Annotated in this window: 21 protein-coding genes and 2 pseudogenes; 15 read left to right on the top strand and 8 right to left on the bottom strand. The window is 64.9% G+C overall.

What is annotated here, in order from left to right:
* Window positions 1-5: 5 nt before the first annotated feature.
* Window positions 6-395 (bottom strand): DUF732 domain-containing protein, encoded by a 390-nt coding sequence (locus tag DQP58_RS02635; RefSeq protein WP_112706953.1) that lies wholly within the window; start codon window positions 393-395, stop codon window positions 6-8.
* 185 nt (window positions 396-580) lie between these two features.
* Between DQP58_RS02635 and DQP58_RS02630 the strand changes: the two genes are divergently transcribed.
* The 5 genes from DQP58_RS02630 to DQP58_RS02610 all read left to right on the top strand — a co-directional run bounded on the left by DQP58_RS02630 (window position 581) and on the right by DQP58_RS02610 (window position 5,727).
* Window positions 581-2,038 (top strand): phospholipase D-like domain-containing protein, encoded by a 1,458-nt coding sequence (locus DQP58_RS02630; RefSeq protein ID WP_112706952.1) that lies wholly within the window; start codon window positions 581-583, stop codon window positions 2,036-2,038.
* 82 nt (window positions 2,039-2,120) lie between these two features.
* Complete coding sequence (locus DQP58_RS02625; RefSeq protein WP_112706951.1) at window positions 2,121-2,984, top strand: phytanoyl-CoA dioxygenase family protein; 864 nt, start codon at window positions 2,121-2,123, stop codon at window positions 2,982-2,984.
* A 349-nt stretch (window positions 2,985-3,333) separates the two neighbouring features.
* Entirely contained in the window at window positions 3,334-3,756 is a 423-nt protein-coding gene (locus tag DQP58_RS02620) for an STAS domain-containing protein (protein ID WP_165827777.1), read from the top strand.
* 424 nt (window positions 3,757-4,180) lie between these two features.
* Complete coding sequence (locus DQP58_RS02615) at window positions 4,181-4,519, top strand: alpha/beta fold hydrolase (RefSeq protein ID WP_346427254.1); 339 nt, start codon at window positions 4,181-4,183, stop codon at window positions 4,517-4,519.
* Entirely contained in the window at window positions 4,519-5,727 is a 1,209-nt protein-coding gene (locus DQP58_RS02610; RefSeq protein ID WP_112706948.1) for a fatty acid desaturase family protein, read from the top strand. Before DQP58_RS02615 ends, DQP58_RS02610 begins: the two co-directional genes overlap by 1 nt.
* Before the next feature lie 97 nt (window positions 5,728-5,824).
* Here DQP58_RS02610 and DQP58_RS02605 read toward each other — a convergent pair.
* The 3 genes and pseudogenes from DQP58_RS02605 to DQP58_RS02595 all read right to left on the bottom strand — a co-directional run.
* Window positions 5,825-6,034 (bottom strand): annotated as a pseudogene (locus DQP58_RS02605) (AI-2E family transporter); the annotation flags it as partial.
* 99 nt (window positions 6,035-6,133) lie between these two features.
* Window positions 6,134-7,255: a transaldolase gene (gene tal / locus DQP58_RS02600; protein ID WP_205869316.1), complete on the bottom strand. Its 1,122-nt coding sequence runs from the start codon at window positions 7,253-7,255 to the stop codon at window positions 6,134-6,136.
* A 53-nt stretch (window positions 7,256-7,308) separates the two neighbouring features.
* A complete protein-coding gene (locus tag DQP58_RS02595; RefSeq protein ID WP_240629547.1) occupies window positions 7,309-7,737 on the bottom strand; it encodes a hypothetical protein in 429 nt (142 codons plus the stop codon).
* A 682-nt stretch (window positions 7,738-8,419) separates the two neighbouring features.
* Here DQP58_RS02595 and DQP58_RS02590 point away from each other — a divergent pair.
* The gene (locus DQP58_RS02590) at window positions 8,420-9,979 is read left to right on the top strand and encodes an LCP family protein (RefSeq protein WP_112707047.1); all 1,560 of its coding nucleotides are present in this window, start codon (window positions 8,420-8,422) and stop codon (window positions 9,977-9,979) included.
* Window positions 9,980-9,986: 7 nt separating this feature from the next.
* Here DQP58_RS02590 and DQP58_RS02585 read toward each other — a convergent pair whose 3' ends face one another.
* Window positions 9,987-11,483 (bottom strand): serine hydrolase domain-containing protein, encoded by a 1,497-nt coding sequence (locus tag DQP58_RS02585; RefSeq protein WP_430915683.1) that lies wholly within the window; start codon window positions 11,481-11,483, stop codon window positions 9,987-9,989.
* 232 nt (window positions 11,484-11,715) lie between these two features.
* On the opposite strand from DQP58_RS02585, the gene DQP58_RS02580 reads away from it, so the two are divergent.
* From DQP58_RS02580 to DQP58_RS02570, 4 genes are all read left to right on the top strand, one after another.
* Window positions 11,716-12,378: a M15 family metallopeptidase gene (locus DQP58_RS02580; RefSeq protein WP_112707046.1), complete on the top strand. Its 663-nt coding sequence runs from the start codon at window positions 11,716-11,718 to the stop codon at window positions 12,376-12,378.
* 28 nt (window positions 12,379-12,406) lie between these two features.
* Window positions 12,407-12,916, top strand: a complete 510-nt coding sequence (locus DQP58_RS02575) for a DUF2505 domain-containing protein (protein ID WP_112706943.1) — start codon at window positions 12,407-12,409, stop codon at window positions 12,914-12,916.
* Between the two features lie 190 nt (window positions 12,917-13,106).
* Complete coding sequence (locus DQP58_RS26685) at window positions 13,107-13,265, top strand: hypothetical protein (protein WP_165827775.1); 159 nt, start codon at window positions 13,107-13,109, stop codon at window positions 13,263-13,265.
* A gap of 26 nt (window positions 13,266-13,291) precedes the next feature.
* The gene (locus tag DQP58_RS02570; protein WP_112706942.1) at window positions 13,292-13,729 is read left to right on the top strand and encodes a nitroreductase family deazaflavin-dependent oxidoreductase; all 438 of its coding nucleotides are present in this window, start codon (window positions 13,292-13,294) and stop codon (window positions 13,727-13,729) included.
* A gap of 38 nt (window positions 13,730-13,767) precedes the next feature.
* Here the strand turns inward: DQP58_RS02570 and DQP58_RS02565 are convergent, their stop codons facing one another.
* Window positions 13,768-15,273, bottom strand: a complete 1,506-nt coding sequence (locus tag DQP58_RS02565; RefSeq protein WP_112706941.1) for an adenylate/guanylate cyclase domain-containing protein — start codon at window positions 15,271-15,273, stop codon at window positions 13,768-13,770.
* Window positions 15,274-15,359: 86 nt separating this feature from the next.
* Here DQP58_RS02565 and DQP58_RS02560 point away from each other — a divergent pair, with 86 nt between their 5' ends.
* The 3 genes from DQP58_RS02560 to DQP58_RS02550 all read left to right on the top strand — a co-directional run bounded on the left by DQP58_RS02560 (window position 15,360) and on the right by DQP58_RS02550 (window position 18,210).
* On the top strand, window positions 15,360-15,818 hold the full coding sequence (locus DQP58_RS02560) for a GAF domain-containing protein (protein WP_112706940.1): 459 nt from the start codon (window positions 15,360-15,362) through the stop codon (window positions 15,816-15,818).
* Window positions 15,819-16,072: 254 nt separating this feature from the next.
* Entirely contained in the window at window positions 16,073-17,044 is a 972-nt protein-coding gene (locus tag DQP58_RS02555; protein ID WP_112706939.1) for a UDP-glucuronic acid decarboxylase family protein, read from the top strand.
* Window positions 17,041-18,210, top strand: a complete 1,170-nt coding sequence (locus tag DQP58_RS02550; RefSeq protein WP_112707045.1) for a glycosyltransferase — start codon at window positions 17,041-17,043, stop codon at window positions 18,208-18,210. Before DQP58_RS02555 ends, DQP58_RS02550 begins: the two co-directional genes overlap by 4 nt.
* A gap of 7 nt (window positions 18,211-18,217) precedes the next feature.
* Here DQP58_RS02550 and DQP58_RS02545 read toward each other — a convergent pair whose 3' ends face one another.
* Window positions 18,218-18,946: a class I SAM-dependent methyltransferase gene (locus DQP58_RS02545; protein WP_112706938.1), complete on the bottom strand. Its 729-nt coding sequence runs from the start codon at window positions 18,944-18,946 to the stop codon at window positions 18,218-18,220.
* Window positions 18,947-19,080: 134 nt separating this feature from the next.
* On the bottom strand, window positions 19,081-20,409 hold the full coding sequence (locus DQP58_RS02540; protein ID WP_112706937.1) for an adenylate/guanylate cyclase domain-containing protein: 1,329 nt from the start codon (window positions 20,407-20,409) through the stop codon (window positions 19,081-19,083).
* Window positions 20,410-20,469: 60 nt separating this feature from the next.
* Here DQP58_RS02540 and DQP58_RS02535 point away from each other — a divergent pair, with 60 nt between their 5' ends.
* On the top strand, window positions 20,470-20,838 hold the full coding sequence (locus tag DQP58_RS02535) for a VOC family protein (protein WP_112706936.1): 369 nt from the start codon (window positions 20,470-20,472) through the stop codon (window positions 20,836-20,838).
* Window positions 20,835-21,189 (top strand): annotated as a pseudogene (locus DQP58_RS26680) (ATPase); the annotation flags it as partial. The gene DQP58_RS02535 and the pseudogene DQP58_RS26680, both read left to right, overlap by 4 nt.

The following is a 21,189-nucleotide window of genomic DNA, read 5'->3' as shown; positions in this document are numbered from 1 at the left end:
GACCGCTAGGCGGCGCCGGGGGTGAGCGGCGGAAGGTCGACGACCGGCGCCGGCTGCGCCGGCGGCGCCTGGTTCACGCGTTGACCCAGGTGCTGCGGGCAGTAGGCGCTCGCCGCGATCATGGTGAACTGCGCGGCGCCGTCGACCGTGAACCCCGGATTGCTCGATGACACGCTCTTGATGACGTCCACCTGGGGACTGCCCTGGTCCATCAGCTCACACGCCCTTTTGCCCACCCCGACGGCGGCGGCCGGATCCCGATAGGTGATGCCTGCCTGGTTGAGCGCGGCGATGAAGCTCGCGTCTGGTCCCGAACTCCCGACCGGGTCGGCGTAGGCGGGCGCGGCCGTGCCGACCAGGGCGGCGGAGCCCGCAAGCACTACCAGCATTCGCATCACTTCATCCTCATATAGATCGGCGCCATTGTCCTGCCAAGGCCCTCCGACCCCGCATAACCGCAGATAAACGTCCAAGTCGAGCCGTCGGATGGCGATTGCAACAGGAATCCGGGCGGCCGCCCCGATGTGGTACACAGTGGCTATGTCCGCGCTGCCCTATCAACCTCGTTGAGAGCCCCGGCGTGCACGACGATCGACTTCTGACTCCCGGCCGGACCTGCTGGCGCGTGGCGCGTGCCGACCAGTTCGCCCCCATCATCGACGCGGCCGACTACTTCAAGCACGTCAAGGCCGCGATGTTGCGCGCCCGTCATCGAATCGTGCTGATCGGCTGGGATTTCGACTCGCGGGTGACGTTCGAGCGGGGCGAGAAGACCCTGCCCGGACCGAATCAGTTGGGCGCGTTCCTTTATTGGATGGTGTGGAAACGCCCCGGCCTGGACATCTACGTACTCAAGTCCAATCTTCGTCTGCTGCCGGCCTTCGATGGGCTTTGGTTCGCCCTCACCCCGGTGTCGCTGCTCAACCAGATCAGCAGCAGGCGACTGCACTTCGCCATCGACGGCGCACACCCGATCGGCTCCGTGCACCATCAGAAGATCGTCGTCATCGACGACGCCGTGGCCTTCTGCGCCGGCATCGATCTCACCCTGGAACGGTGGGACACCCGTGCGCATGAGCACGACAATCGCCATCGGCGCACGGCGGGGCGCGGTTATGGGCCGCGGCACGACGTCGGGTTGGCGGTTGACGGTCCGGCGGCCCGTGCGCTGGGCGAGCAGGCGCTGGCGCGCTGGGAGACCGCGACGAAACAATCGCTGAGCCAGGTCGAGGCCAAGCACAGCGCTTGGCCCGCCAAGCTGCGGCCGAGCCTGCGTAACGTGGACGTCGGAATCGCCCGCACCGTGCCGGAGCTGCTAGATCGCCCCGAGGTGCGGGAGGTCGAGGCGCTCAACCTGGCGGCGATCGCGGCGGCACGCCACACCATCTATGTCGAGAACCAGTACCTGGCTTCCCGGACCATCGCCGAGGCGCTGGCCGCGCGGCTGGCTGAAGACGACGGTCCCGACATCGTCATCGTGCTGGCCCGTAGGGGCAACAACCCTCTCGAGCGCGGAACCATGGACAGCGCACGTCACCGCCTCATCCGGCTGCTGTGGGAAGCCGACGAGCATGACCGGTTGGGCATGTACTGGCCGGTGACCGACGGCGACGCACCGATCTACGTGCACTCGAAGGTGTTGGTGGTCGACGATCGGCTGTTGCGTATCGGCTCATCGAATTTCAACAACCGGTCCATGGGCTTCGACAGCGAGTGCGACGTGGTCATCGAGGCGCAGCCGGACGATCCGCGACACGACGAGCTGCGCCGCGAAATCGCTTCGTTCCGAAACGAATTGGTGGCCGAGCACCTCGGTGTCTCGGTGGGCGAGTTGATAGAGGCGATCGCCGAACACCGGTCGGTCTTCAGGGCGATCGAGGCGCTTCGGGGAGAGGGCAAGACGTTGCGGCCATTCACCGAGCGCACCGTGGCCAATGAGGCGGGTCCGCTGGCCGAGAACGACCTGATGGATCCCGACCACGTTCCGCGGTCGCTGGCCCGTAGCGTGCAACGCTTCATCGCCGGCCTGCGGGGCTGACGAGTCGGCGATTCGGGGTGTGGGCCGAGGCGAAATCGGCTTAGTGTGGGCAGAAGTGCCAGTGGACTAAGGACGAGCACCGATGAGCATCGACGACGAATCCGTCACCACGCTGGAAGATCTGCGGGGCGATCTGGCGCAGCGCTACAAGCGGACGCCGACCGGCGGAAGTTCGGTCGACAACGCAATCGTCGAGGCGGACATGGCGGCCCTGGATCGCGACGGCTACGTCATCTGGGAGAACCTGATCAGCGCCGAGCAGTGCTCGCAGATCCGCGAGGTGGTGCGGCCGTGGCTCGGGCACACCGGACGCAACTCGTTCGAGGGCCTGCGCACCCAGCGCATCTACAGCGTGCTGAGTAGGACCCGGGTGTGCGATCGACTTGTCGATGATCCCCGGGTGCTGGCGGTGCTCGACCGCTTACTGATGCCCAATTACCTGCTTTCGGCGTTGCAGGCCATCAACATTCAGCCCGGTGAGGCCGCACAGCTGGCGCACCACGACGACGGCTTCTACCCGATTCCGCGCCCCCGCGCACCGTTGGCGGCCGCGACGATCTGGGCGATCGACGACTTCACCGCCGACAACGGCGCCACGGTCCTCTACCCGGGCAGCCATCGCTGGGGCAAACGCCGACCGGGTCCCGGCGATGAGGCTTTACCGGTCGTCATGTCCGCCGGCTCGTGTGTCTTCTTCGTGGGCACGCTGTGGCACGGCGGCGGCGCGAACAACACCGACCGTGAGCGCCTCGCCGTCACCGCGCAGTACTGCCAACCGTGGCTGCGCCCGATGGAGGCCTTCACCTTGTCGGTGTCGCGCGATATCGCGCGAACCGTTTCCGATGACATCCGCCGGATGCTCGGCTACAGCATCCACCCGCCGTTCGTCGGAGCGGTCGATGGTCTCCACCCGCTCAGGCTATTGGACACCGAGTCGGATTCGTAGGTTCTGAGCCGATGGGTTCACAGTCGTCTGTGAACTGTCGGTTAGGCCAGGATCGCTCCCAATCAGCTGGCAGGCAACGGATTTCAATTGTATTCGCCCTAGATCGGGCGCGCCCCCCGAAGCGGCCGAGCCAGCTGCGCGCTCGCCGGCGCGAGCTAACGGAAAGTGCGCTATCCTTGCTGATAGGTTGAGTTCACAGCCTGTGGACACGCGGATAGTGCATCATCCAATCTTTTCGCATTCATCATGGATCCTGAGTACTGGCTATAGCCATCGTGCGATTCGATCGACGCGTACCAACCGGCTCTGCACCCCACGATCGAAATGAGATGCACCGATGATCGTTCCTATGTCTGCGAACACCACTCCCCGTCGCTTCATGCCCGCCAGTTGCATGATCGATTGCAACGGCGCGCAATTGCGCGCGCATTCCCGAGGCCAGGTGACCGTTGTGGAGGTCACCGGTGACATCGACGCCACAAATATCGACCGCTTCTACGACTACGTCAATCGGTTCGTCGGGCAGGCGCCCGGCCTGATCCTCGACCTTCGTGGTGTCGACTTTATTTGCGTTCGAGCGATTTCCATTCTTATGAGGATCAACGACGATTGCCGCGCCGCAGGAACGCGCTGGGCCATCGTCGGCGGCCCATTCGTCCGGCGCCTCCTGCACCTGGGCGATCCTGGCGAGACGCTGCCCACGGCGGACTCGGGGCGCCAAGCGCTCAACCGGATTGCCATCCAAAATCATACGCGCCAGGCCGCATCCTAGTCGGATGCGCGGAGATGACCACGAACTAAGCTGCGGGATCCGGCAAGCCCGTCGCCTGCGCTTGAAGGACGCGCCGATAACGACCCGGGCGGGCAACGCGTCACCCATGGATCCGCCCTGTGATCCTTCGAGTGCCAATCGCGAATTCGCTCCTCCAGCAAGTGGTTTCCGCCCCAACCGCGACTATCGCAATTTGGTGCCGCCGCGCATGCGGCGTCCCAGATGGCGCGCTGCACATACCCGTCTGGCGGCCGCCGAAACCTGAAGAGAACAACCTCTCATTACTCGCGAGCCGCAAGCGATCACGAGTAGAGTGAATCCTGGTTGACAGTCCAGCCGGCCCGGAACACGCCGCCCTCTAGCGCAGCGTGAGAGCGATCGCTCGCGACCGGGCGATTCGTATTTTCCTCTTGAAAGCTCACCCATGCGAACCCTTCCAAAGCGGACGGTCACCCAGGACGTCACGGCACAGGGGCCTGTCGGTCTGAAACAGTCGACCGCTTCGGCGGCAGAACACCGAATGCCGCTGAGCGGCGGTGCGGTCTCGTACATTCAGGCCGTATCCGGACCAGTGGTGCTACTCATCATCCACGGTCTGGGCAGCACACGCCGTACCTGGAAACGCTTGATCCCCGGCTTGGCGCGGACCCACACGGTGATCGCACCCGACCTCCCGGGCCACGGCTTGTCCGAGCCACCAGACTATTCGCTGGCCCACCCAGCCGGGCGGGTCTGTTCCTCTGAGAATCAGGTGCAACCGTAATGGCCATCGCCGACGTAGCCGAATACGCTCATCTGAGCACCGCGCAGGTCGAGGCACTAGCCCTCCAACTGGACGCCATCCGTGTCGACATCGAGCAGTCGCGCGGCACGAACGATAGGGCTTATATCCAACGCGCCATCGCTTTTCAACGTTGCCTCGATCTCGCCGCCCGGGTCGCGATCGGCACCACCCGAACCAGGACCGGGTGGACGCTGGCAACGCTCGCCCTAGCCGCGGCCAAGAGCATCGAGAATATGGAATTGGGCCACAATATAAGCCACGGCCAATGGGATTGGATGAACGACCCCGAAATCCACTCCACCACCTGGGAATGGGACATGGCGGGACCGTCCTCACAATGGCGGTATTCTCACAACTATCGCCATCACGTCTTCACCAACGTGGTCGGCGTCGATGACGACCTTGGGTACGGCATCATGCGGGTCACCCGGGACCAACAGTGGAAACCAGGCCATCTGGTGCAGCCACTGCGGCATCTGGTGCTGGCGATCGTATTCGAATGGGGTATCGCACTGCACGGCTTGCACTCCGAACGAGACCGCGCGCAGACTGACGCCGGAAAATCCTCTTGCACAAACGATCTGAGCCGGAAAATTGTGCGTCAAGTGTCCAAAGACTACTTGTTGTTTCCGGCGCTCGCAGGCCGGCGATGGCGGCGCGTCCTAGTCGGGGGCGCGGTCGCCAACCTATTACGCAATCTGTGGGCATATGCGCTGATCTGCTGCGGCCACTTTACCGAAGGGGCCGAGAAGTTCACGCCTGAAACCCTGCACGATGAAACCATGCCGCAATGGTATCTGCGACAAATGTTGGGCAGCGCGAACTTTCGAGCTGGACCAATCCTCGCGTTCATGAGTGGAAACCTTTGCTATCAGATCGAACACCATCTCTTTCCTGATCTGCCCAGCAATCGTTACGCTCAAATCGCGAAGCGGGTGCAGCCGCTTTGTGCCGAGTACGGCTTGCCTTACACCACCGGGTCGCTGCCCCGCCAATACCTGCTGGTGCTGCGGACGATCCTCAAGCTGGCCCTCCCAGACAGGATTCCGTGCTCAACCTCCGCTGACCATCCCGAGACGACCCCGAGATTTCGGCGCCTCACGAAAAGGCGGACGCCGATAGGCGTTTGGAACCCACTGCGCCGCGGCGCGGACTGGACACGGCGACCGCAGCCGCAACAACCATGATTCAACCTCACTTTGCCGCGCGAGGAGTCACCCCAAATGCTAGATGGCAACACCGCCTGACATGCTGCGACCCCACTGGACCCACCCGGGGTATGCCTTAAAGCTGATCGAGTCGAGGAAAAAGGATTTCCTGCGCCAAGAGCTGCAAGGCAGCTGCGATCGGAATGGCAACCAGGGCTCCGACAATCCCGAGTAACGAACCACCGATCAAGGCTGCCACGACGGTCATCAGCGCCGACACCCTGACCGCTCGCCCGATGATCTTGGGCACCAAGAGGTAGTCCTCGGCGAGCCGGAACACTACGAAGATACCCAAAAGCAGCGGGTAGGGAACGAGAAGGCGGTCAGCCAAATCAGGGTTGTCGCACCCCGATGCCCGTAGTCGCCAATCGAGGGTAGCTACGGATCACGTCGCCACAGCGTCGAGCAGGCCCTGGGCCGCCTGCAGCAACTGCTCCCAGGATTTCTCGAATTTCTCGACGCCGTCGTTCTCCAGCGTCAAAAACACGTCACGCACGTCGATGCCGACGGCCTCGAGTTGGTCGAAAACCGTTTGGGCCGCTGCGGATGTGCCGGTGACGGTGTCGTCGGTGATAACTCCGTGATCGGCAACGGCGTCAATCGTCTTCTCCGGCATGGTGTTCACCGTATGCGGGGCGACGAGTTCGGTGACGTAGAGGGTGTCGGAGTAGTCGGGATTCTTGGTCCCTGTCGAGGCCCACAGAGGCCGCTGCGCCCGCGCCCCATCGTCTTTAAGCATTTCGTAGCGGCCGCTACCTTCGAATACCTCTTGGTACGCCGCGTAGGCCAGCCGGGCGTTCGCCACGCCAGCCAGACCGCGCAGAGACAATGCCTCAGCGGTGCCGATGGCTTCCAGGCGTTGGTCGATTTCGGTGTCGACCCGAGATACGAAGAACGACGCGACGGAGTGAATAGTGGACAAGTGGTGTCCGACAGCCTTTGCCCTTTCCAGTCCGGCTAGGTAGGCGTCCATCACGAGCTTGTGCCGCTCGACGGAGAAGATCAGTGTCACGTTGACCGAGATGCCTTCGCCGATGACGGCGGTGATCGCCGAGAGACCGTCTTCCATCGCTGGAATTTTGATGAACAGGTTAGGTCTGTCGACAATCTTCCACAACTCGATGGCTTGGGCGATGGTTTTGTCGGCGTCGTGCGCGAGACGCGGATCGACCTCGATGGAGACTCGGCCGTCGACGCCGTCTGAGGCCTTCCATTGCGGTGTGAGCAGGTCACACGCTGATCGAACGTCATCGGTGGTCACCGCGCGGACGGTCGCCTCGACGTCGGCGCCGCACTTCGCCAATTCTGCGACTTGAGCGTCGTAGGCGTGGCCGTGAGACAGGGCAGCCTGGAATATCGACGGGTTGGTGGTAACGCCGACAACCATTTTCGTGTCGATCAGCTCGCCGAGATTGCCGGATATCAACCGCTCTCGGGACAGATCATCCAGCCAAACTGACACCCCGGCCGCGGATAAGGCGACGAGATTGCGGTTCTGACTCATCAAGTTATGTGCCTTCCTGATAAGGATTTGGGCCAGGGCATGACACAGATGATCGATCAGTCACGCGCCCGCCGGGCCAACGTATTGGCGACTCCGGAAAGTACCTGTCCGGGCCGTTGCTGCTCACCTTGTTGGGCACCGAGGATCACAATGGCACCGGTCAACGCCGGCAGCGCCCACTGCAGGTAACGCAGTTGATGCTGGGCCTTCGCCACATCGTTCGGGGTCGAGGCCGACGGTTCGGTCGCGCCGTCCGTGGAATGTCCGTCGCCCTGCGTCGTTTTCGCGCCCAGAATCCCGCTGTACACGGTGGCGCCCAGCGCTGTTCCGGTGAGCAGGATTTTGGCGACGGTGTTGGCGGTGACGCCGGACTGGTGCTTGACGCGATGCCGATTGGCGTACAGGACACCGGCACCGCCGATCAGGTGCGTTCCGATGGCAAGCGCGCTGACGGGAGCCCATTTCGCCCAGCCCACGGCGGCCACGCGGGCACGATCATTCGAATCGCGGACCTCGCCCGCCGCTCCGTTGACGCCGACAGCGCCCATTAATGAGCCGCCGAACCACGCGGCGGATCCCAGATCATGCAACGATCGCACAACGGTATTAGGTGATGACATCTGAAGTTCCTTACTCGGAAGGCGTCGAGAGCCGGAGCGGCTGATCCCGATTGGAGAGGCAAACTTGGAATAGCAGCGCTACTCGTCCGAACGAACTGCTACCCGGCAGGGATACACCAGATCAGGCTTCCTGAAACCCCCAACTACCCGGAACTTCACATTTCTGGGGCGGCCCCGTCGTCGCTGGGTGTCCGACTGCGGCTCGTCGATGGCGGTGGGCGCTGCTGCAGAATCGGACCCTACGCGCCGGCGGAGTTAAAGAGCAAAGTCGTCTATGAGTACCTCAAGCAACTTACGACGATCCTGGTGGGTGGGATGCGTTGACATTCCTGATGACTCGCGATGGTCGGCGCCGGCCATCCTATTGACAATGCGAGGCAGTTCCGGCACCTCACGCGGGCTTCGCAATCCCGCAATCCCCAGTTTGAAGCGGTGCCGCCCGGCTATCCTGAGTTCTGTCATGACGCGTCGAGCGGGGCCGCCCGGCGAACAAGAATCGGATTCAGCGACGGCCGAGCCCCGGAATCGCCTGCACCGCAACCACAGAATCGTGGCCGGTGCCAAGGTGCTGGCCGCGTTGATCTCCCTGGTGGTGGTCGCCGTCATCGGCTTCGCTTGGCACGCATATCGCAGCGCATCGGCGGGCATCACCAAATCCGAGGCACTGGCCGGTGAACCCGCATCGACCGGAAGTGATCAGAACATTCTGATCATGGGTCTGGACAGCCGTCGCGACCAGCATGGCAGGCCGCTTCCACCCGACGTCTATGACGCGCTGCACGCGGGCAACGCGGACTCTGCCGACGGGGATTCCGACGCGCTCATCGTCGTGCACCTGCCCGCCGGCGACGCTCCGGCCACGGCGATCTCAATCCCCCGCGACGACTATGTCGATCTGGCCGGATGCCCCACCTCGGACTGCCGCGGCAAGATCAAGGAGGCCTACAGCTACGCCTACCAACGGGTGATGACCGGCCGCACCTCCGCTGGCTCGCAGTCGAGTCCGACCCCGACTCAAGGCGAAGACGCCGCCGCGAAGGAACAGGCCGCACGGGAGGCGGGCCGCAAAGCCGAGATCAGCACCGTCAAAAGCCTTTTGCAGATCCCGATCGACCACTTCATCGAAGTCACCTTGGCCGGATTCTTCCAAATCGCCCGGGTGGTGGAACCAATCACGGTGTGCCTCAACGAGGACACGTCGGACCGCTACTATTCCGGCGCGGACTTTCATAAGGGCATGCAGCAGATCAGCGCAGGCCAGGCAATGGCCTTCGTTCGACAGCGCCGCGACCCCAACGATGCGGCGTTCACCGACCTCGATCGAAGCCGGCGCCAGCAGGCCTTCGTCGTCTCGGTGGTCAGCGCGCTGCGCCGCGGCGGGGCGCTGTCGGACCCCAGCCGGCTGCGCGCCCTGTTGGACGTCGCCAAGCAGAACGTCGCCGTGGACGCCGGATTCGACTTCGACGATTTGGTGCGAAATGCGTTGACATTCCCCAATAGGCCGGTGGAGCTGTACACGCTGCCGGTCACCGGCTTCGGTCAACTCCCAGATGGCGCCTATGTGAACTTCATCGACATATCCACCGTCCGCTCCATCGCGCGCAACCTGGTGGGCGCCGATTCGTCTACCGCACCCACGACCAGCAGCCCCACCACGGCGGCGCAACCGGACGGCGACACGCAGAGCACCGCCGGCCGCGTCGTCCTCGACGTCGTCAATGCCTCGGGACGGCAGGGCGAGGCTGCAACGGTCCAAATGCTCCTAGCGACTGGGAAATTCAGCGAGGGCAAGGTGAGCACCGCCGACTCCACCACCGAGACGAGCACCATCACCTACGGGGCCGGCGCGAAGGTGGCGGCCACCGAGCTCGCTGACCAGTACGACATAACGGCGACCGCATCCGACAGCGTCGCCGTCAACACGGTGCGGCTGACCGTCGGGACCGATTTCTCCCGGTTCGACCAGACACACAGTTCCACGTCGGAATCGACGACGACGGCCGCGGCACCGGTCACCACCGTGCCCGCTACCGGCGCCGGTGCGCAGCAACCCGCCGTTACCAACCTCTCCCGCATGACCGCCGACGGCATTCCCTGCGTGAAATGACAAGGAGCTACGGCTTTTTCCGCGGGGCGGGCGTCGTTTCAGTTGGCGCGGCGCCGTAGAGGTGCAGGGCCTGCGCCGCGGCCGTGGCCACCGCACCCCGCAGGTGCGAGATCGGCGGGCTGCCCCGTAGGTGAATCGAGTTCGAGAGCAGAATGACGTAGGTATTCGACCCTGGGTCCATCCACAGCGTGGTTCCGGTAAATCCGGTGTTGCCGAAGCTGCCGACGGGAAAGACCGTCCCGCGCGGCCTGGAGAAGGCCGTGTCGATGTCCCAGCCGAAACCGAACAGGCTCTGCCCCTCGATTGCCGGATATCTTGGTGTGCGGGCTTGCCGGGCGGCGCGGTTGGCCGCTTCTACTTGTTCTGGGCTATGGCCGGGCTGCTGCGGTGTTGTCATCAGTTCGAGAGTCGCTGGGCGCAAGGGGAATTCACTCGGGCGATCCGCCAGCCGGTCAAGCAGCGCCTGCGCAAAGACGCCGACGTCGTGGGCCGTCGAGAACAGGCCGGCGTTGCCGGCCACTCCTCCCATGCGGCGCGCCGTCGGGTCATGCACCGTACCCCGAAGCAGCGCAAAGAAATCCGGATTGTTGCCCGGGTCGTCTCGGCTTTCCTCGTCGCGCGCAGTCGGCGCGATGCGCGGCAAAAGGTTCGTGTTCCATGTTCCCGCGGGACATGCCACGGGCGCCGATCCCTGCGCGGCGGGGGCCCAAGCTACGGCGGCCCCGCGCACCACATGTGGTCCGCACGCTTTGGTCACCGGAAGATACCGAGTGTCTTGCAGTCCAAGCGGCGCAAACACATTGCGCTCGACGTAGGTGTCCTCGGCCTCGCCGGTGGTCTTCTCCAGCAGCGCGCCCAGCAGGATGTAGTTGATGTCGGAATAGCGGAAAAGCTCCCCCGGGCCAGACTGCAGTGGCGTGGTGAGCGCGCGATGAATGCCTTCGGCTTTGTCGGATCCGCCCAGTCCCCAAGGGTCCGCGAGGCTGACGTCGATCCCCTCGCCAGAGGTGTTGGTCAGCAGCATGCGGACCGTGACCTTCGCCCGCCGCGAGTCGTTCGCCGCGTTGAAGTCGGGCAGATACTTCTGCACCGGATCGTCGAACGCAACCTTGCCCTGTTCGTAGAGCTGCATGATGGCGACCGCTGTTGCGAGGCACTTCGTCAGTGACGCCATGTCGAAGATGGTGTCCTCGGTCATCGGCTCGGCGGGTGCGGGCGACCCGTCCAGCCCCGGCTCACCCGCGAGCTTGCGCGACCCGTAGGCCTGATGGAAGACGACCTTGCCATCGTGCCCAACCATCACCACGCCGCCCGGCAGCCCGCCTGCCGCGATCGCGTCATTCATCAGCTTGGAGATGGTCTCGAATTCGGGGGCGGGAGCCGCAGTCGGCGCCGCCGCGGGCGCCTGCGTTTGTGCGGGCATCTGCGCGGGCTGCGGTGGGCGCTCGGCGACCGGTGTGTGTGCCGTGAACGCCCACGGCGAAGCCGCGATGAGGGCCAGCAGCACAATCGCGACGACAACCGCATTGCGCACCGAGGGCGGCCAGACCTTCCACCTGCCTCTGACTACCGGCATATCGCAAGGGTAAGTCCAGGGACCGGCTGCCTGAAGTAGCGTTGGCGCCGGACCGTCTCGCGACGCCCGGTTGCGACGGTCGTGTCGCGATGGAGCAAGTGGTGAGGACCCATCCCCAGTGACCTCCGGCAGGCGGTGGGTCGCCGCGCTGGTGGGCGCGATGGCGGTCGGGGCCACCATGACGCAGTGCACCGCCGCGCCGCCGCCCCCGTTGGCCGGGCCGTCACGCCCCGCGTCGTCGACACCGGGCACGCCGCCGGCTCGTGGCCATACCGACGTTCGACCGGTCACCGCAGCGGAGCTCGGCGCGAGCTGGCGGCCGGGCTGCCCGATAGGCCCGGCGCAGTTGCGTCGCGTCGGCGTCGACCACATCGGCTTCGACGGCCAGACCCACCGCGGTGAACTTATCGTGCACGAGGACTTGGTGCCGGAGGTCATCGCGATCTTCGAGCGGCTGTACCGACTGGGCTTCCCCATCGAGAAGATCCGCACCGCGGACCGCTATCCGGCCGCCGACGACGAGCAATCCATGGAGGACGACAACACGTCGGCGTTCAACTGCCGCGGCATCGCGGGGAGCGAGCACTGGTCGCCACACGCCTACGGTCGGGCCATCGACCTCAACCCACGCCTGAACCCGTGCGTCTACGCCGACGGCGCGTTTCAGCCGCACAACGCAGCGGACTATCTGGATCGCAGCCGAAATGACCCGGGGCTCCTACACGACGGCGACCCCGCCGTCCGCGCCTTCACCGACCGCGGGTGGCGGTGGGGCGGCGACTGGACGGCGCCCATCGACTACCAGCACTTCGAGCGGCCGTGAGCCAGGCTTCCGGTAAGAATGGATGCATATGTCGCGATCATTCGACGTCTCGACCGAGTCGTCCGCCACTGTCGAGCAGATCCATTCCGCCTTCGGCCGCGAGGACTACTGGCTGGCCCGCATCGCGGCCGCTGACGGCGTGCTCGTCACATTGGATTCTCTGATGGTCGACGACGACAGCACGGTGACGGTCCGCACGACCCAGCACCTGGGGCGTCAACTCCTCCCCGGACTGATCACCAAGTTCGTCACCGGTGACGTGAAGATCGTGCAGGCGGAGACGTGGCGACCGGACGGCGACGGGCAGGTGCGCGGACACGTCAACGTCTCGGCGTCCGGCGGTTTGGGATCGGGCCGCGCGGAAGTCTGGCTGGCGCCGACGGACGACGGCGGCTCGCAATTGCGGTCAGCCTTGCGGGTCGAGGTCAAGATCCCTTTGGTGGGCGGCAAGCTGGAGAAATCCATCGGATCTGACCTGGCCAAGGGCATCCCCGAGATGCTGCGCTTCACCACCACGTGGATCATCCAGAACACGTGAGGCGTGGATCGTCGATCGCCCTTCGGGCCGGATGAAGTAACCGGCCGCGGAGTCGCCAGTGGCACTGGTCTTTTGGTCGCCGATATTGCGCTGCAAATGGTAATTCGTTTCGGGGGCGGGCGCCTTCACCTTCGTCGAGACATCGCCAGAGCCGGGACCTAACGCTCGTCGACAATGAGACAATCGCTTGATGTCCAGCGAATCCGAAAAGCGACCGCCGGCCGCGCCCACACCGCCACGGGTGCAGGTCACGCCCGAGGACGTGGAACGGTACGCCGACGAGGACCAGGCGCGCGAGGCGCTGGACGAGCGCCGGCTCCGCGACGAACAGCCGCCGCATCACCACTAGCCCCCAAAAGGGGCAGACTGGTCGCTATGAGTCTGGCAGAAAAGCTGTTCCCGCAGGTGCTGCGGGTGCACGACGCGGTCTATCGCAAGACGAACGGCTGGATCGGTCACCGCACACTGTGGATACCGAGCCTGCTGTTGCATACCGTCGGCGCGAAGACCGGTGAGCAGCGCACGACCTCGCTGAGCTACGCCCGCGACGGTGACAATTACCTGGTGGTCGCCTCCAAGGGCGGTGCGCCCGAATCTCCCGGCTGGTACCACAACCTGAAGGCGAATCCAGACGTCGAGATCAACGTCGGCCCAAGGCGTTTCGCTGTCACCGCACGGCCGGTGCTGTCCGGCGATCCGGACTATTCGCGGCTATGGCAGATCGTCAATAAGAACAATCAGAACCGGTACAACGAATATCAGAAGCGGACGTCGCGACCCATCCCCGTCGTCGTCCTGGCCCCGAGAGGTTAAAGGCCGCAGGCCGCGCAGCTCAGGTCGCGGTCGCGCCCCTAGCCGAGAGCGAAAACCCGTACCTCGGCCGATTTCCCCTTCAAAACGTGCCATCCCCGATCGAGGAGTCCGGGCGGTCGAGAGGCGAGTGCGTCCACGCACGCACCGGTGACAAGGATGGCGTCACCCGTGGTCTTGGTGAGTTGTTCGACGCGCGCGGCGACGTTGACCGCGTCGCCGATCAGCGTGAACTCAAGCTTGCCTGCGCCTCCTATGGTGCCGGCGATCACCTTGCCGGTGTTGACGCCGATTCCGATGCGAAGTTCACCGCCGAATCGCTGCGTCACCAGACGATGGACAAGTGCGGCCGCGTCCACCGCCGCGTCGGCATGGTTTGGGAGGTCGTTGGGCGCCCCGAATACGGCCAAAGCCCCGTCGCCGAGGAATTTGTTGACGTGACCACCGGCCTCGACGACGGCGGGCACCACGATTTCGAACAACGCGTTGAGCCGGGCGACCGTGTCCTCGGCGGAGTTCGCCTCCGCGAACGGGGTGAAGTCGCGGATATCGACGAACATCACGGTCACCTCGCGGCGCTCACCGGTGAACACGTCGTCGCCCTGTTGGAGCAACCGCGCAGCCAAAGCGGGATCGACGTAGGTGCCGAACGCGCCCTGAAGACGTTGGCGCTCAGCCAAACCCGCCTGCATGCGGTTGAACGACGCGGCCAGTGCACCCAGGTCGTCGTCCTGAACGACCGGCAAGCGTCGACCGTAGTCCCCTGCGGCGACGCGTTCGGCGCCGTTGGCGAGGTCCCGGACGGGTTGCAGCGAGTGCGAGAACCCGATGCCGACGGTGATCGGCACCGCGAAGACGAGCGTCAACACACAGCCGATCAGGACGGACAGGATCGGGGCGTCGCTGACCGGGTGCAGCACCGTCGCAAGCATGGCCCCGCCGACGGTGTATGCGAAGGCGGCCGCGAGCATGGACACGTTCGATCGCGTGGCAAAGGTGGGGCGCGAGCGCGGCAACGAATCGCCGATTCCGGTGTCACCGGCCAGGGCGATCCTGACCGGCCGCTGCATCGCCTCCGCGATGCTGTGAAAAGCGATCAGCTGCACCGCTATTCCGATGACGGCGCCGCGAATCCCGTATTGCAGCAATCGTGGCCCCGTCGCACCGGCGATCGCGCCGACGACGACCGACAAGGCGGCGGCCCAGATGCCGGTACCCCACACCGTTCGGACGGTCGAGCTGCGCACATACCGGTAGGTGGCCTCGAGGGCGGTTACTCCTTCGGCCCCGTCGCCCCTGGCCCACTCTTTCACCAGGCGCGCCCATCCGTGATCCGGGAAAACCATGATGCCTACGAGCACAATTACGGCGACAACGGTGATGGCGGTCGCACCGAGGTAGCGGTCGGACTTTTCGGAAACGACGATCGGAAGCGATACGAACACGGTGTAAACGGGCAGCGACACGAGAAACGCCGCAGCGCAGAGGGCCCACCAGTAATACCTCGGGCCGCAACGATCCCATGTCCACTGCCAGATACGGTCCATGCCGGGAGGTTAAATCGTCGTCGCCTGCGATGCGCGAGAAAAGGTCCACATCGGCCCGGCCAAGGCGCCGAGGCACGATGTCTCCCATGGTTGCCGTGTACCGCGCGCCGATGCGATCCCGCAACGATGCCGTCGACCCACAGGCCGCGATCGATCGCGCCCGTCGGCTCGGGGTGTGCGGGTTTGGGCAATTCGTGAGCCGGCCGGGCGAGCAGGAGCGGCTTGTCCATCGGGTCGACCGATTCGCCGACGTCGACGAAGGCTCGTTTGTCTGGACCCGCGACACTCAAGGGCGGTTCTGGTTGGGCCGCATCTGCGGGCCTTACTCCTACGCCGCCGACCCAAGCGCCGCAGCGGTGGACTTGGTGCACATACGACCCTGCGAGTGGCTGTCCATCCCGATGCTGGAGCAAGACGCGCCGGTCGCCGTCGTCGCGACATTTCGTCGAGGCGGACGGAACTTCCAGGAGATCCACCACGCCTCGATCAGTCCTGAGACACAAGCCATTTGGGATGCGCGGACGAATACGCCGGCCGGAACCTAGAGCACCGCGGCGTTGCCCAACGCGCCTGACCTCGGCAAGTGCAGGAACGCGGCGACAACCGACGGTGAATCCGGGGCGGCGCACATTCAGACGTGCACGCTGATGGGCGTCGTGTTCGCATCGCCGGTGAACTCCAGCTGAACGAACCACTAACGCCAGTGTGAATGGGGACAGTTCCAGCGGGCGTCTTGCAGGAAGTCAGCTCCGCCATGCGAAGCTACGTGTTCGATGGCCGGAACCAAGGAGTACAAGCAGTGAGAGCCCTCGTCGCCGGCGCCGCCGGATTCCTGGGTTCCCACCTGTGCGATCGTCTCCGCCGCAACGGCATCGAAGTCATCGGACTCGACAATTTCTGCACCGGCAGGCGCGAAAATATGATGCAGCTCGAGGCAGACCCGGGCTTCCGTTTCATCGAGCACGACATCACCCGGCCCGTAGCCGCGGTTATGCCAGGTCCACTGGACGTCATCTTCAACCTGGCCTGCCCCGCATCGCCGCGCGCCTACCAGCGCGATCCGCTGTTCACCCTCGACACCAACTACGCCGGGACCAGAAACCTACTGGAACTGGCGCGCGAGCGCGGGGCGACGATTCTGCAGGCCTCCACCAGCGAGGTCTACGGCGATCCGACTATCCATCCGCAGGCCGAAACGTACTGGGGCAACGCCAACTGCTTCGGCATGCGGGCCTGCTACGAGGAAGGCAAGCGGGTTGCGGAGACGCTGATGCTCGAATACGCGCGGCGCTACCGCGTCCGCATCAAGGTCGTCCGCATCTTCAATACCTACGGTCCGAGGATGGACCCCGAGGACGGGCGAATTATTTCGTCGTTCATCGTCCAGGCGCTGCGCGGCGAACCGATCACCGTCTTCGGGGACGGCAGCCAGACCCGTTCCTTTTGTTACGTCGACGACCTCATCGAAGGGCTCGTGAAAATGGCGGTGAGCGAAGCTTCGTTCACCGGACCCGTCAACCTCGGCAGCCCCGCAGAACGCACCGTGCTCGAAACAGCAAGGCTGATCAAGGAAATGACCGGCTCCCCCTCCATGACGGTCTTTCAGCCACTGCCCGCGGACGACCCGAAGCAGCGCAGGCCGGACATCGCCCTCGCCGAGTCCGCCCTCGGCTGGAGGCCCCGAGTCACTTTCGAAGAAGGCGTCGAGCGGACGATCGAATATTTCACTGGCATCGTCGGATCCGGCTCCCAGACAGGCGCGCAGTGGTGAGGATTGCACTGGCTACCTTGGGAACTCGGGGCGATGTCGAGCCCTGCGCCACCATCGGTCGGGAGCTGCAACGCCGAGGTCACGACGTACGCATGGCCGTCCCGCCCAACTATGTCGGCTTCGTCGAGTCGGCGGGACTTCCTGCGGTCCCCCACGGCCCCGACCAGGTTCGGCAGAACGCGGAGATCGCCCGCAAGTACGGGGAGTCGCCGAACCCGGTCTTCATGGCGTGGGTGATTTCAGAGGATCTCAAACGACTCTGGCCGCGGCTGGGAACGGCGCTCACGTCGCTGGCAGACGAGGCAGACCTATTGCTGACCGATGCGAGCCAGCAGGGGCTGGCCGCCAATGTTGCGGAATTCTACGACATTCCGCAGGCCGCGCTGCACATCTACCCGCTCGGGCGTGACACGGGTACGCAAGTAACCAAAGAAGCTGAAGACGCCCTGCGCCAAACGTTAAGCCTGCCGGAGGGATCGGGCACCTCGGTGCGACAACCACTGGAGATTCAGGCCTATGACGAACTCTTTTTCCCGGGTTTGGCGGCCGAATGGGCGAAATGGGAAGTCCGACGGCCGTTCGTCGGCGGATTGACGCTGGAGTTACCGACCGATGTCGACGACGAGGTGTCGTCATGGATTGCCGCGGAAACGCCGCCGATTTACTTCGGCTTTGGCAGCAGCGCGCGAGTCGCATTTCACGCCGGCTTGCTCGAGATGATCACGGGGGCCTGCGCGCAATTAGGCGAGCGGGCGCTGATCTGCAGCGGCGTAAGCGATTTGGCTGGCGTCCCGCAATCTGACCATGTCAAGGTTGTGGGCGCGATAAACCACTCGGCCGTCTTTCCCGCTTGCCGCGCGGTCGTCCACCACGGCGGTCCCGGCACCACGTTCGCCGGCATACGGGCCGGCAAACCTACTTTGGCCCTTGCGGTTTCGGTCGATCAGCCAATGTGGGCTGCTGCGGTCGGCCAGCTGGGCGTCGGCATCGGACGGCACTTCTCCGCAACCACTCGAGATTCGCTGCTCGCCGACCTGCGGGCCATCCTCACTCCGCATTGCGTAGCTCGAACCCTCGAAGTCGCCGCCCAGATGGCCACACCCGCCGAAAGCGCCGCCGCCGCAGCCGGTCTCCTGGAAGACGCGGTCGTCCAATACGCCGGCTGAACGCCTGTCATCGCTCATCGGAGCGGCGAAGTTGCGTGTCCGAAACGCTCCGATAAGACGGCATCTCGAAGTCGGGGAAAGCGCAGATGTCGCCGCGATCCCTGACCCGCTCTAACCAGTAACGCTGATCAGCGGCCGAGGTGCAAGCATAGATTTTCATGTACGTCGCAGCGAACGGGAACAGGAAGCCGTTGCCGACAGCCTGCCAAACGGCTGCCGCCACACCGGGGGTTTCCACCCCTCGGTAGTCGTCCAGCGCGATCACTCCCCGCCTGGCTGCGTGAGTCACGGCCAGGGTGATGTCATTGGCGACGCACTGGTAGCCGTGACAACCGTCGATATGGACGAAGCGGAGACTGCGGTCTCCGAGATCGAGCTCTGACGATTCGCAGACCTCCAGCGTTGGGCGGCGAGTGTGGAAACGGTCCCAGTTGGCGAGGAACTGCTGCTGGTCCAAGCCCGAGTACTGCTGGCGTGGGGCTTGGGCGATGTCGGCGTGATTCAGCACGGCGCCGAACAGATCGCAGATCACCAGTTCTTCGTCGTCACGCAGGCCATAGCCCATCAAGATGGCGGACTTGCCCTGATATGCGCCGATTTCCAGCATGTCGCCCTTGACGCCCTCGGCCGTCTGGCAAGCGAGCAGTTTGCTGAAGAGCTCGACGTCGGCCTCGAAAAACCAGCCGTCGACCTTGTCCATCTGCTCGGTGTAGAGGGCCCAGGTGGCATCGGTCATGACGCGCTCCTGCGCATGAACTCCTCCAGCGCGGTGGTGAGCCGCCGATTTTCGCGAGATCAATATGACGAGCGGCTTGCGGTTTGAACGGTATCAGTTCTGCACCCAGCCGCAATCGATGCCGCAGCCAGCCATCAACCCTCGACGGCGTACAGCCCCCACTCACCCGTCACACCTTTGAGGGTGTGCTCGCCGCGACCGGCGAAGCGCAGGTCTGACCCGGCGACCAGGTCGACGACGATGCGCGAAACGAGCACCTCGCCGGCCTCGGCCGCTGCCGCCACCCGCGCTGCGATGTGGACGGCGATGCCGCTGATGTCGTCGTCGCGCAACTCGACCTCACCCGTGTGTACGCCCGCCCGAACCTCGAGACCCAGGCTCCGCATGACGTCGCGGATCGCCATGGCACACCGGATTGCCCGCGCGGGCCCGTCGAACCGGGCGAGAAAGCCGTCGCCAGTCGTGTTGACCTCACAACCCTTGAAGCGTGCGAGCTGGCGTCGTACCTGGGCGTCATGCCTGCCGAGCAGCTCCTTCCACCGTTGGTCGCCAAGCTCGACCGCCCGCTTCGTCGAGTCCACGATGTCGGTGAACAACACGGTGGCCAGGACGCGCTCGACCGCCGGCTGCGGGCGGACGCCGGTGAGGAACTCCTCGACCTCGTCGAGCAGCGCGTCGGCGTCGCCCGTGAAGAACAGATGGTCGGCGCCGTCAATCTCGACGAACCTGGCCCCGGGGATGCGATCGGCGAGGTAGCGACCCATCTCGCACCTCACCATCCGGTCGTCGTGCCGGTGCAGCACGAGCGTCGGCGCCTGGATCGCCGGCAGCACGTCACGGATGTCCAGCTGCGGATAAAGCGCGAAGATGTTGCGGACCATGCCGGGGCTGGCCGCCACGCGCTGCAGCCGCGCCCACCACCGCCGGAAATCGGCGTCGCCCCGCCGGCTCGGAGCCCATGCCCCCAATCCGACGCCCTCGCCCCAGCCTGCCGCGCTCACCTCCACCAACGCCGACAGCTGCTCCTCGGTGACGCCGAGCGGGTAGTCGTCCGTTCGGAGCAGGCGGGAGAACGAGCCATAGAGGACGAGCGCATTCACGCGATCGGGATGGCCGGCCGCCGTCAGCATCGCCATCGTGCCGCCCTCCGACACGCCCACCAGGTCGGCGCGTTCACATCCGGACGCATCCATGACGGCGCGTAGGTCGTCGACGGACTCTTCCAACGTCGGCGCGTGCAGCACCGGATCCGAGAGACCGGTGCCCCGCTTGTCAAACGTGACGACGCGACGAAAGGACGCGAGCCGCGAGTAGAAGTGAACGACCGACGGCTCCTCCAACATGATGTCGAGGTGCGAGATGAAGCCGGGCGCGACGACGAGGTCGGGACCCTTTCCGGCTACCGAAAACGCGATGTTGAGGCCACCGCTCTTGGCATAGTGAATGTCCGTCGGGACGTTCATGGTCGAACCTTACGCCGCGTGGGCCATACGAAGGCGCACGGAACGGATACCGTGCATGGCATGCGTCGGGTGGACTACGTCATTCACTATGTCGCGTCGCTGCGCCGGTCGGTGGCGTTCTACCGCGACGTGATCGGCCTTCAGGTCCGAATCGAGGGCGACGGCTATGTCGAGTTCGACATGGAGAACACGAAGTTCTCGCTTTTCGAACGCTCGAAACTGCCGGAGCTCATCGGTCGCGACGGCGGCAAGCCGCCCTGCGGTGAGATCGGCTTCCTTATCGACGACGTCGATAAGGAAGCGGAACGGTTGCGCGGGCTCGGTGTCGAGATCCTCACCGGGCCGGTGGATCGACCCTGGCATGAGAGGACGCTGCACATCGCCGACCCGGACGGCAACGTCATCGAATTCGCGCAGAAGCTGCGGTGATACTGGCCGTCGACCTCGGTAAGACGTCCTGCCGGGCCGCGGCGGGCGGTCGCAGGGCCGAGGGCGCGGGCGCGCCGGGGCTCACGGCGCCCGGTGGCGTGCGGGCCGCGGAGGCGGCCATCTTGGCAGTGGCGCGAAATTTCGGCCCGGTCGACGAGGTGATCGCGGGCGCCGCCGGTGCACTGGTGGCACCCGAGGCGGCACGTGCATTGGGCGACGCGCTGTTGGCATCGCTGCAGACCCAACGCGTCACGGTGACCAGCGACGCCGTGATCGCGCACGCGGGCGCGCTGAACGGACAGGCGGGCGTCGTGCTGATCCTGGGCACCGGCGTGGTGGCGCTCGCGATCG

This window comes from Mycobacterium colombiense, from assembly GCF_003284975.1.
Classification (GTDB): domain Bacteria; phylum Actinomycetota; class Actinomycetes; order Mycobacteriales; family Mycobacteriaceae; genus Mycobacterium; species Mycobacterium europaeum_A.
This window is presented reverse-complemented; position numbering and strand designations above follow the sequence as displayed.